The sequence below is a fragment of the Porphyromonas endodontalis genome (genome assembly GCF_052173515.1).
Lineage (GTDB): Bacteria > Bacteroidota > Bacteroidia > Bacteroidales > Porphyromonadaceae > Porphyromonas > Porphyromonas endodontalis_A.
Genome location: NZ_JBQMYL010000003.1, coordinates 87188 through 99604, shown reverse-complemented (window position 1 = coordinate 99604; position 12417 = coordinate 87188). Strand labels below are relative to the sequence as shown.

Below are 12417 nucleotides of genomic sequence, written 5' to 3'. Positions count from 1 at the left end.
GGGACCTCACTAGATTGTGGTTGTGAGTACAGAGAGACTCATTCGCTCTCGCTCCACTCTCGATAAGAAACTCCTTCGTAGAAAAGAATTAATCAGCAAATAAAATGAATTCAAAAGGACTTCTCAAACTCTTTTCACTTCTTGGTTTTATTGCCTTTGCGGCTGTTAGCTGCTGGGCTACTGCCGAGTCGTTACACCTTTTGTTGCCCAATTGGCCCTCTATTTTATGTTGGATTGTAACCATAGGGTTCTACGTAGTGGCGTCCTACGGCACCAAGATGATTGTGGATAGTTTGAACCAATCTATATATGTGGAGAAACGTAGAGCAAAGTTTGTAGGGGGTATTTTGTTGGCTCTTTTCTTCTGGATTGTATGTAGTTTCCCCACCAATACACATACGTTTTTTTACCGGAGTGCTATTGTGGATGTCGTGATAGATGACATCGCCGCTACTCGTACCTACTTGCAAAATCTCGCGAGTGATGCTAAGGGCGAGAGCGAAGTGAAAAGGGTGCAGGATAGTGTAAGTGCTATTGTGAATGCCCAGCTCATTGCATTGGAAGGCGAGATTGATAATCTTGCAAACCCCGGTTTTGGAGATCGTGCAAAGTTCCACCTTGCCAAGATTGCCCAGACTTTACAGGTAGCTCAGATCCCAACTCTTTCGTATACGGGTAGTACTCCTAGCCAGATTAAGAGCCTCAAAGAGCAGTATCGCAAGACCATTGTAGAAATGCTGGAGAGAAGAAAGATGGAGATTGCTCGCCAGATGACCAATGTACAAGCTCTTGAATATAAGCCGGAAGCTGAGGAACGTCTTCGGGAACTGGAGACAATGTCCGCCAAAATTACGGATATGGCCAATGCCAAGAAGATTGACGAAGATCTCATCAATCAGACGGATATGGAGCTTAAGAAGTCCTATGCTACAATTAAGAACTATCAGCACTTTGTAGAGATAAAGCCCGAGGACAAGGAGGTGTACCTCTCGGAGCGTCCTGTGACAAAGACTTCTCGCATGCTTAGCGTCTTTGATGTTTGGAAAGACTTCTTGGGAGGAAAGTATGCAGGCCGTGGTATTATCTTCTGGGTGATACTCTCGTTCCTTGTCGATATAGCCGCCTTTATCTTTTTCGATCTTGCTTTTAAGAAAAGAGAATCCCTTTAATACACCCTTCACACTATGGCAAATATCAATTTTGATAATAATGAGGAGTTGCAATCTTCACCCTCTTTGCAGCAAGAGGAGGTAGCTACACAGGCTCCCTCGGTAGTGGAGTATTCGCAGCCATCCTCTTACTCGTCTGAGTCGAATATCGGACTTAGCGAGATTGAGATGAACGATGCGAACAAGATAAATGTAACCATTGCCGATACAGAAGCTCCGCTGCTTATGTTGTTTGGTCCCCCCTCGTGCGGAAAAACGATGACGCTCATTCGTCTCACTCGTTACTTGCAGAAGAAGGGCTATACGGTAGCTCCTATCCCCAGTTTCCGCCCAAGTTACGATAAGAATTATCGGGAGTTGTGCGAGAATTTCAATGCCATGATCAATAGTTCTGATGCAGCTAAGGCTACAAGTAACGTGAGTTTTATGCTCGTTGAGGTGCTTAAGGAGGGACGTCGAGTTTGTCAGATCCTAGAGGCTCCCGGGGAGTATTATTTCAATCCGGAGAACCCCATGGCAGACTTCCCGGCCTACTTCAATAAGATCATCAATATGACAAGTCGCAAGATTTGGCTTTTCTTCTTGGAGCCCATTTGGCGAGAAGATCAGGATCGAAGGAACTATGTAAAGCGTATTGAGATGGTCAAGAATAGGAGTCGTGCACACGATAAGGCGATTTTTGTTCTCAATAAGATTGATAAGACGAACTATGTAATTGCTCCGGGGCGAGTGCATCGTCAGCAGGCTCTGCAGCAGGTTAGTTTTCTTTATCCAAATCTATTTGTTCCATTCCGCAATACTAACCCCATAACCTCTTTCTTCCATCAATATAATTTTGATTTTGTCACGATGCACACGGGCGACTATGTGGCGGCTGTTGATGGTACGCTCACCTTTCAGGAGGGACCTGAGGAGTACGTGGCAGAGTTTTGGAAGATCATTCAGCGTCATATTAGAGGATAGTTGATAGCATTATGCAGTTTGAGATATTTGTACACGGTACCCCAAATGGCCAGCAATTGCTGGGTAATTCTTCTGAAGTTTTTGGTCGGTTTGTTCAAACTTTTTACGCTGCAAATACTTCAGAGATAGCTGAAAAGCTACGAGTGGATAGGCTGACTATCGGAGAGAATAGTGCCCTATTTTATTCGTTGGTGATAGCTCGTGGCGTTTTGGGCGATGATGGCCGAGAAGGCGGCTATGTAGCGCTCTCTTTACAGCTCGATTCCCTAGCTCGTAATACAGGTCAGATCTACGATCTACTCAAGGCTCTCTATCTTACCAAGGTGCTCGGGCGCATAGTTCGCACGAAAGAGGGGGGGAAAGTGCAGTTTGTTAGCTCCAAACTCTCTTCTTTAGGAGGGAGTTACATCTCCGAATTAGAGCAGTTTGTTGCTAACTACATCAAAGAAAATATCGGTCTTGCAGGCTTTGCTCCTATCCCTCGGGAAGAAAAGAAGGAAGCTTCTAGGGCAGGTGTCGTGCGGATCAATCGCTTAGATCTTGCAGAAAGTCGTGTAGTGAGTCTTCTTTTACAAGATAATTCGGTTGAGATTTCGGACGAATTCCCTTCCCAAGCGCTAGCGAGTCAGGTGGAAGAATTGCACCATAAACTAGAGGCGTCTGAGTCTGGAGCGAGTAGGAAGCTAGCCGAAATGCAAAAGGCTCATGAGCAGGCTACGACTTCTGTAGAGCAGCAATGGCAGAGCAAAATAGATCAGCTTGCTCAAGAAAATGCTGCCGATAAGAAGAAATCTCAAGAGCAGATACGTACTCTTACGGAGGAAAAGAATAGTCTCGCAAAGCAGGTAGAGCAGATAAAAACAAAGCTCCAGACCCAAGAGGTGCATGAGTATCTAGTCCATAACGAGTCTGACCTAAAGAGACTCGCTCAGGCTATTCTCTCTTTGTTTGGGCTTGGGCACTCTCAGCAATCTTCCGCAACTGGTAGACAAGAGAAATCAACCTCTAAGGCTGCCTCTTTGGGCCGATGGATGCCTATTGCCAACTTAGTTTTAACTCTTATATGCGCCCTGTTGCTCACAGTGGTTTTGGTCTTTTTTCGTCCTAGTAAAGGCGATAATATGCCTACCCCTCTACCTATTCAACATGATACAATCTATTTGGAAAAATCCGTAATAGACTCTGCCGATCTCTCGGCTTGCGATTCTGCTACACTTGTGCACTAGGTCGCTAGCTCCGTTTTTCTCCCTTCCATGATCTAGACTTATACCCCAATGAATTGTTCTGTCTACCTCTTCTCCGGAGCCTCTGCACAGCACGATCAATACCCTAACGACTCGCTAGCACCGCTTTTTAAGCGTTTGGTTGCGCTCTGTACAGAGCCAAGGCAGCTCGTGATACATCGGGAGGGCGAACTTGTGTTCTACGCCTATATATGCCTTCTAGAGCCGACATCTAGGGAGTATCTCGGCTTTGCTTTACTTGTAAATGGAGAGCAAGTCACGGGGCATTTTGAGCAGCTTCTTGAGTTTTCGGAGGCTCAGATACAGCGTTTAGCCCTTGAGAAGACATTGCTAACTCTCGATGATTATGGTCGGCTTAGGCGTACAGAGCAGCCCTTCTCTTCCCAAGTTGCTTTGTTGGATAGGGTAGTGCACCACCTGAGGGGGGAGGCGCTTGCCTTGCATATTCCTCTAGAGATGCTTCCGCCTACCAACTATAGTATAGAGGGAAGTAGCTATTGCACGCTACCTCTTGCGGAGGGGGATAATGCGATTCTCTCTGCCACGGCAAGATATGGAGTGGTAGCAGTGGTGCGTAATGAGGTCTATCAAGACTCTTCCCTTAAGCAGTATAGTGAGCAACTTAACCGCCTATCAACGGAGCGAGACGCTGCTCGAGGGGAGCTTTTGACGCTAAAAAGTGAGTATGAAAAGTTGTTGCGCCAAAAGAAACAGTATAAGAAGGTCTCGATTCTAACCCTATGTGTCGTGCTTTTAGTACTCATCGGGTTGGGAGGTTTCTTCTTCTTAGGATACAATTTGCGCTTAGTGCAGCAAGATGCCAAAGAGCAAACTTCCCAAAAAGAAATGCTTGCGAAGAGGAACGAAAAGCTGGAGCAGGATAATCAGGAGCTTGCCTATTCGTATCAGAGGGAGCAGCAAGAGCATCGCGAAGCGCGGTCTTTACTCGAAGGCCTGGCACAAGATATGCCGATTATTATCAAGGGGGCTGGCGTTGCAACTACAAGTCAAACCTCTGATAGACCCAACGATTTTTCTTCGAAAGCGCGGGTAGATCATTGCCTGTGGATTGCTATTGAGTATAAAGAATTGGAGGAAGCTACGATAGATCTAAGGTGTGATGTGTATCGTACGGAAGATCATTACTTAATGGCATCTGTAGAGATTCCATTGCAAACATTGCTTCTCGGAGAGGGGGTTCGTACTGTACTAAGTCCCGGTCTTGTAGCTGATTGGAGAGAGGGTTCCTATCGTATTGAAGTTCTCAAAGGGGAGCAACTCGTTTATTCTAAGCCCTTCCGCCTTATCTAGTTCTACCTTTCTAGCCCCCCTTTTTCGTTTCCCTTTGTTGATTGGGAGGCTTTTGGGGGCGGAGGTTGTAGGGCTAGGCGTCTTTGTCTTTGGCTTTCGTCTCTCTTTTGGGAGGGGTGGGGGTGTGACAGCAGCCCGAGCATCCCGGGCAAGAAGAGCCCTTTGTGCCGTCTTGTTTGTGCCGCGCTGAGAAAATGCGCCATAGGAAGCGAAAAGCTGCAGCTACGGCAATAGCTACAATAACGTATACGAGTATCAGCTGTATAGTCATTCTCTTTAGAGGGGCTTTATCTTCTTACCACAAATCCCTTTAGAACCCTAACCAAGAGCCAATCTGGTAGACCAAAAACGAGGTTACCCATGCGAGGAGGCAGGTGTAAACCATCACAAAAAGACTCCATTTATAGCTCCCTGCCTCACGCCCTACCGCTGTTACTGTAGCGATACAGGGGAAGTAGAGCAAAACAAATACCATGAAAGAAAGGGCGATAAGTGGGGTAAATGCACGGGTTCCATCGGGGCGTACTTCTTGCTTGATGCGCTCAGATAATTGTACGGAAGCCTCGTCACTATCATCGCTATTACCCGTATAGATAACTCCCATTGCACCTACCACTACCTCTTTGGCCGGTAGACCCGATAGGAGTGCGATACTCATCTTCCAATCGAAACCGAGGGGTGCTAGTGCAGGCTCTATGGCCTTACCCATCTGTCCCAAAATAGAGCCCTCTTGTTGCTCAGTATGCCCTACAAGACGGATCGAATCAATGATTCCTTCTCTCTCTTTAGCGGAGAGAACTTCAGCATTGTTTAGTACTTCGGTAATGCGAGCTTCTGTGCGTTTTTCGACCTCGGCGCGCGGGAAGTATCCCAAAAACCATATAATAATGGAGGCTACTAAGATGATGGTCCCCATTTTTTGTAGGTACTCTTTCGCCTTGTCCCATACGTGGATAAGTACGGACTTGTAGGTGGGGATACGGTAGGGAGGCAACTCCATTACAAATGGGATATCCTCTTGTTTGAAAAATAGCTTGCGGAACAATCGTGCCAACAATACGGCAAGGATAATCCCCAATAGATACAATCCAAAAAAGACAATACCTGCATGGCGAGGGAAGAAGGCACCGGCTAGGAGTACATATACCGGTAGGCGTGCATTGCAACTCATCAGGGGAGTTACCAAGATGGTGATGAGTCGGCTTTGGCGGCTCTCTATGGTCCGAGACGACATGATGGCCGGAACGTTACATCCGAAGCCCATAATCAAGGGGATAAACGACTTGCCGTGTAACCCCATCTTGTGCATGAGCTTATCCATCATAAAGGCGGCGCGCGCCATATATCCCGTATCTTCCATTACCGAGATGAATAGATAGAGGATAAGGATCTGCGGTAAGAATACAATAACTCCGCCTACACCGCTTATAATCCCCCCTACAATGAGGTCTTTTAGGGGGCCATCGCTGAGCAGACTCGATACTCCATCACTGATATACTGAACGAGTGTCTCTATCCAACTTTGAGGGTAGGCCCCGAGTATAAAGGTGCACTCAAACATCAAGAAGATGAAGACGAGGAAGATGGGAAATCCTGCAATAGGATTGATGAGCAAGCGGTCTATACGGTCGGTTTTGGTACGTACGATGCTTTTGTGGGGACGTAAGGTCTCTCGCAGTGCTCCGGCTATGTAACCGTAGCGTCTGTCAGTTATAAGAGTTTCCGTATCCTGCTCTCCCAAACTGGTTTTCATCTTATCCAGCTCGTAGCGCACCGCCGAGAGTATGAAGCCTCCCTTCTCCCCAAAATGGGCTGTAGTTTGCTCCATCTCCGGGTCTTTCTCAAGGAGTTTGACTGCAATATAGCGAGCCGGGAGTTGTTTGGCAAGGGGGAGATGCTCCTCGATTTTTTGCGTAAGGCTTTCGATAGAAGGTTCTAGGATGGATCCGTAAGGGATCTTGATGTCTCGATCGGATGTAGAGGGGTTTTCTGCAAGATGTACCACGGCATCAAACAGCTCAGATACCCCACGGGCTACACGACCAACGGTAGGCACCATCGGAATATCAAGCAGTTGAGAGAGGAGTTTGATGTTGAGTTCGCTTTTGCTTTGCTCGAACTCATCAAACATATTGAGGGCTACAACCATGGGGAGTTTCATCTCCTTAATCTGCATGGTTAGGTAGAGATTGCGCTCTAGGTTGCAGGTGTCTACTACATCTATGACGATGTCCGGACGCGTTTCCGGGCTGGAGAGAAATTGACGAATGTAGAGTTCTTCGGGGCTATAGGGCGATAGCGAATAACTCCCGGGAAGGTCTACGATCTCGATGCGGTAGTCGCCGTGGTCGAAGTGTGCCTCTTTGGCATCCACCGTTACTCCACTGTAATTGCCTACATGCTCATGGGCGCCACTGGCAAGGTTGAAAAGTGAGGTCTTGCCGCAGTTGGGGTTTCCCACGAGAGCCACTCGCAGTTTTTTGCGTCGGGAGCTAGAGGGGCTAGAGGAGTGAGCCTGGGAATCGTTATTAGTAGGTATTGGGTTGTCTTGACTTTCATCGGCTAGGACTTCGAGTAGAGGCTCGCTCGCTATTGATTCTTCGGCTACGGTCTCCACTAGTTCCACATCAATGAGGGCAGCATCCTGCCTTCTGAGGGAAACGTTGTAGTCCATAATGCGGTAGTACACAGGGTCTTTGAGGGGGGCGTTCTGTACAACTGTCACACGTTTCCCCGCAATAAAGCCCATTTCGAGTATCCTTTTACGGAATGCTCCACGCCCTCCCACCTTCTGGATAAGGACTGTTTTCCCTGTTTTTACATCAGACAACTTCATAGAGCAAAGTTACCGCACAAATCGCAAAATACTATGCCTCTTGACTACCTACTAATAGGGATTTTTCAGGGTTTTCTAGGTTAATATTCCTTTTATAAAGGGGACGAAAAAGAACCCTTGCAGCACCACAAAGGGAGCGTACTGCAAGGGCTCTTAGGGGAGAAGGGGAGAGCGTTTTTTCGTTGTCTCTCCTCCTAGAGGATTTACCTACCCACTTAGAAACTTAGTTTCATACCAAGGAAAGCGGAGCGAGGCATTGTGGGGCCGTATATATAGCCTGAGTCGCGGTCGGCTCCCTTATCATAGTCCGATTGCATGGCATTGAGTAGGTTGTTCATGCCCGCATAGATCTGGAGACAGGTGCTGGAGAAGAAGTCGAAGTCGTAAGAGAGTTTGAAGCCCATATCGAAGAATGTGGGGGTCTTCTTGAGTTCGTCTATACGGATTTCGGTATCTTTTTCCAGTCCACCGGCAACGAGATAGTTCTGAAGGGCTTCTTCGTCGAAACCCTGGGGATAGCCGGAGTTAGGCTGCTGTGTGCTACCATATTTGATAGCGTGGGGTACGTACATGGGGCCTGTAATAGTACCCGTGAGTGCTATATCGAAGTTTTTGACAGGGGTAATACCCAGTGTAAAGTAGCCATAAGCGGAGGGAGTTCTGGTGATGATGTTGCTCTCTTGCTTCTTGTTTACGGCTTTAATGGGGTTACCGAGTTCATCTGTTGTGTCGAAGATAAGAGGGAATCCCTTATCGTCGAAGTCTGCACGTTGCCCCCATTCTTCGGGCTTGTCGTAGCGATTCTTTGTAAGTGTGAGTCCGCCTTGTAGCTGTAGGATGCTCCATGTTAGTTTCCCTTCTAGGTTGGCACCATACACAGTAGCTCCCTCCCCATTCTTACGATCGTACATCATGATACCATGCTCAACCTTCTTAAGCTCTGTCACAAAGACGTCTTGTAGCTTGTTGTAGAATCCCTCTACAAGTAGGTTTGCTTTTACGGCACCCCATTGTGCATAGAGGTCGGCACTGGCGTTGATAGAGTGGCTGGTCTCGGGGCGGAGATCGGGGATATTGTATACCTTTTGCACTTCGCCATTAACTACGCCCACGTGAAGGTCTTCGTCAAATACCTGAGGAGCACGGAATCCCTTGGCGTAGGAGAGGCGGAAGTTCACGTTCTTAGTTGGGTTGTAACGCAGCGTAGCACGGGGGCTAAAGATAGGCTTACCTACAGCCGAGTTTTCGTCAAGGCGAGCTCCCAAAAGGATGCTAAACATATCGTTTTTCCACTCAATCTGAGCAAGTTGGCTCCAGTTGTTGATTTTCTGATCAATCTTTGGGAATAGCTCAATTAGGTTGCCCTTGCTGTCTTTTTCTGCGAGCCAATTGCGGAGGGGCATTACATCGCTGAGGTGATCGTAGACGTACTCTGCACCAATAAGTACCTGAGCCGGCATGAAGAGGAGGCGATCAAAGTCGTAGCTATACTGCAAGCCTCCCATGTAGGTATTGCCTTTGGATACACCATAGTTGATACCATATTTTTCGGCGGGGATGGGGAATCCTAAACGGCCGAGGCGGTTCCCTTTATCGTCTTCTAGCTCACCAATGCCCCCATAATAGCTTTTGCGGTTTACGATTTGACCGGAAATATAGGTGAGAAGGTGGTGCTTGTAATCGCTAGAGAAAGCATCAAACTTGGCGTTGGAGCTGAAAATGCTATGGTCTACGTGCTCCGAGATAGAGGCAACGTGGTCCGGCCAATCAATATGATCACCCCCGCGGCGGAACTCCTGTATCGTGTGGAACTCTGCCGTTAGCTTGGTATAGTCTGTGGTGCGGAGGAAAGCGCGAGTACCCAGAGAGCGGCTGTTGAGGCGTCCGAGCTCACTATACCCATCATTGTTGGCATCCCATTCTTGGCGGTAGCGGGTTTGCCCAAAAATCATGGCACCTGCTCGGTTGTCGTCGCTTACGAGGGAGGCATTCATGCTGATGTTGTTATCGGGGTTTTTCATGCCCGTAAAGGTGAGGCTCTCTCCAAAAGAAAAACTATTACCCACAGGCTCTTTGGTAATGATATTAACGACACCACCGATAGCCGATGAGCCAAAGAGGGCAGATCCCCCACCGCGTACCACTTCTACGCGATCGATCATGTTGGTAGGGATTTGCTCGATACCATACACGCCGGCTAGGGCACTAAAGATAGGACGGCTGTCGATAAGAATTTGGGTATAACGCCCATCAAGCCCATTGATACGTACTTGGTTAAAACCACAGTTTTGGCAGTTGTTTTCTACACGTACCCCGGGTTGGAAAATAATCCCTTGTGCGAGGTTGTTGGCATTGACGCGGCTAAATACCTCTTCGCCCACTACATTTACAATAGTAGGAGCTAGGCGGCGTAGTGTGGCTTGGCGGTTAGCTGTTACCACTACCTCGTCTATGTTTACGGCATCTTCGTAGGCTTCAAAGTTTACCTCCGTCACCTTATTCTTTTCTACTACCACGGTTTTCTCTTGGCTTAGGTAGCCAACGCCACGCATGATAAGAGTGAGTTTGCCCGGCTTTACATTGCGCAGGAAATAGTGCCCCGTAGCATCGGTACTCGTCCCAAAGTTCGTGCCTTTGATTTGGATGGTAATACCTGGTATATGCTCTTGGGTTACAGCATCTACCACATGGCCTATGATGTTGGCATCGGTAGGTACAGGACGTTTTTTTTCCGGGGGGGCTGCATTGACCCCGGCTACCGTGATCAATAGACACAGTAGCGAAATTGCGAATCTTTTCATTCTTCTATTTTCTGTAGTTTATTCCGTTTCTGGAGATGAATTTGGCCTATACCAAATAATCGGCTGCAAAGTTACAATGTTAAATGCGCCGATAAAATACCTCTAAATAGGTATTTTGAGGGTTCTTTTTACCCCCTATACCCAAAAAGCACTAGCCCATTGCATTACAGCAAGACTAGTGCTTTAAGTTGCAGAGGCTTTTGCCTCTAGTGTGTGGTCTCTTCGGTAAGAAGGGGATGACCCCTCACTTTCCTAGGAGGGAAGTTTAGCGAATGCGCTTGTAGCCATATACGGCACGCTCTCCGAGTTCTTCTTCAATACGGAGGAGCTGATTGTACTTGGCAATGCGGTCGGTACGGCTGAGCGAACCGGTTTTGATTTGCCCAGAGTTGGTGGCAACGGCAATGTCGGCAATAGTGGTATCTTCCGTTTCTCCCGAGCGGTGAGACGTTACCGAGGTATAGCCGTGGCGGTGAGCCATGTCGATAGCATCAAGAGTTTCGGTGAGAGTACCAATCTGATTTACCTTGATCAGGATCGAATTGGCGCAGCCTTCTGCGATACCCTTGCGTAGGAAGTCTACATTGGTCACAAAGAGGTCGTCGCCCACGAGTTGGCACTTAGAGCCGATAGCCTCTGTAAGTTTGCGCCAGCCTTCCCAGTCGTTTTCTGCCATACCATCTTCGATGGAGTCGATGGGGAATTGCTCGGTAAGCCCCTTGAGGTAGGCTACTTGCTCCTCCGGGGTACGTTTAGCTCCATTGGCTCCTTCAAACTTGGTGTAGTCATATACACCCTCTTTGAAGAACTCACTCGAAGCGCAGTCTAGGGCAATGGTAACATCCTTCCCTGGTTCATAACCTGCAGCGCGGATAGCCTCAAGAATGCTATTAAGAGCGTCTTCTGTACCATTGAGTGCAGGAGCAAAGCCACCTTCGTCACCTACGGCTGTGCTAAGACCACGAGCCTTGAGTACTTTTTTGAGGGCATGGAATACTTCGGCACCCATGCGAAGTCCTTCTCGGAAGCAGCAGGCTCCCACGGGGCGAATCATGAACTCTTGGAAAGCAATAGGGGCATCGCTATGCGACCCTCCGTTGATGATATTCATCATAGGAATGGGCAATACATAGGTGTTGGTTCCCCCGATATAGCGATAGAGAGGAATGTCAAGTTCGGCAGCAGCAGCCTTTGCTACAGCGAGAGATACTCCGAGCATGGCATTAGCTCCGAGGTTCGACTTGGTGGGCGTACCATCCAATTCGATGAGCTTTTGGTCAATGGCGCGTTGCTCAAGAGCCGACATACCAAAGAGGGCAGGAGCAATGATTTCGTTTACATTCTGTACTGCCTTTAGTACTCCCTTGCCACCGTAGCGATTCTTGTCGCCATCGCGCAATTCAATTGCTTCGTGTTCACCCGTAGAGGCACCGCTAGGAACGGCAGCACGACCGATGAATCCACTATTGAGTACTACTTCTACTTCTACTGTAGGGTTGCCGCGAGAATCCAATATCTCACGACCCGTAATCTTTACAATCTCCATTTTGATTTACGATACTTCTTGTATTTCTTATCTTCTTGCTACAAAGGTAGCTAAAATACTATTATCTAAGTGATTCTGTTTTTCGGGGAGAGGAGAGAGGTCCCATGCAGGCAAAACTGCAAAAACTCCCGCCCCATAGCTTTTTCATTCTAGGGCTGCAACAAAGTATTTAATAGAGGAGGGTGCCCTCAATATCGGACGGAATTTTTCGCGTTTCCCCTAGGTGGAGAAAAGGTCTAGACCTCCTTTGAGGGGGATGTATAGCCGTCTTATTTTCGGAAATTGCGGCGTGTAAAGTAGAGCACGAACAGCAAATTGAGGATGAGTAGCCCTGCTCCCATAAAAACGTATTGGGTCATATCGCCCGACACTTTGGTTAGCAATATGATGGCTGCTACCACAATGAGTACCGCTAGAGCTAGTACAACCCAAGTGACTAGGTTACGTGCTTTCTTTCTTTGAGTTCCTCCCATTTCTAACTAGAGTTTACTTGTTTATCTGTGAACAAAGATACAAGAGAGCAACCACTCTGCCAACAAACCTCGCA

General features: G+C 47.8%; 9 protein-coding genes. 4 read left to right on the top strand and 5 right to left on the bottom strand.

The window, feature by feature from the left end; translation table 11 throughout:
• The first annotated feature begins 104 nt into the window (after positions 1 to 104).
• From ACTTHR_RS02350 to ACTTHR_RS02335, 4 genes are read left to right on the top strand one after another with little or no spacing between them, the layout of a single operon-like run.
• Positions 105 to 1169, top strand: a complete 1065-nt coding sequence (locus ACTTHR_RS02350) for a hypothetical protein (RefSeq protein WP_442605049.1) — start codon at positions 105 to 107, stop codon at positions 1167 to 1169.
• Between the two features lie 15 nt (positions 1170 to 1184).
• Entirely contained in the window at positions 1185 to 2132 is a 948-nt protein-coding gene (locus ACTTHR_RS02345) for a hypothetical protein (protein WP_442605048.1), read from the top strand.
• An 11-nt stretch (positions 2133 to 2143) separates the two neighbouring features.
• A complete protein-coding gene (locus tag ACTTHR_RS02340) occupies positions 2144 to 3358 on the top strand; it encodes a hypothetical protein (protein ID WP_442605047.1) in 1215 nt (404 codons plus the stop codon).
• A 48-nt stretch (positions 3359 to 3406) separates the two neighbouring features.
• Positions 3407 to 4687 (top strand): hypothetical protein, encoded by a 1281-nt coding sequence (locus tag ACTTHR_RS02335; RefSeq protein WP_442605046.1) that lies wholly within the window; start codon positions 3407 to 3409, stop codon positions 4685 to 4687.
• Between the two features lie 73 nt (positions 4688 to 4760).
• Here ACTTHR_RS02335 and ACTTHR_RS02330 read toward each other — a convergent pair whose 3' ends face one another.
• The 5 genes from ACTTHR_RS02330 to ACTTHR_RS02310 form a co-directional block, all read right to left on the bottom strand.
• On the bottom strand, positions 4761 to 4958 hold the full coding sequence (locus ACTTHR_RS02330; RefSeq protein WP_442605045.1) for a FeoB-associated Cys-rich membrane protein: 198 nt from the start codon (positions 4956 to 4958) through the stop codon (positions 4761 to 4763).
• A gap of 39 nt (positions 4959 to 4997) precedes the next feature.
• Positions 4998 to 7523: a ferrous iron transport protein B gene (feoB, locus tag ACTTHR_RS02325; protein ID WP_442605044.1), complete on the bottom strand. Its 2526-nt coding sequence runs from the start codon at positions 7521 to 7523 to the stop codon at positions 4998 to 5000.
• A 215-nt stretch (positions 7524 to 7738) separates the two neighbouring features.
• Entirely contained in the window at positions 7739 to 10324 is a 2586-nt protein-coding gene (locus ACTTHR_RS02320; protein WP_442605043.1) for a TonB-dependent receptor, read from the bottom strand.
• A gap of 265 nt (positions 10325 to 10589) precedes the next feature.
• Entirely contained in the window at positions 10590 to 11870 is a 1281-nt protein-coding gene (eno, locus tag ACTTHR_RS02315; RefSeq protein WP_424777096.1) for a phosphopyruvate hydratase, read from the bottom strand.
• Positions 11871 to 12139: 269 nt separating this feature from the next.
• The gene (locus ACTTHR_RS02310; protein WP_004332892.1) at positions 12140 to 12343 is read right to left on the bottom strand and encodes a hypothetical protein; all 204 of its coding nucleotides are present in this window, start codon (positions 12341 to 12343) and stop codon (positions 12140 to 12142) included.
• Between the last annotated feature and the right edge of the window lie 74 nt (positions 12344 to 12417).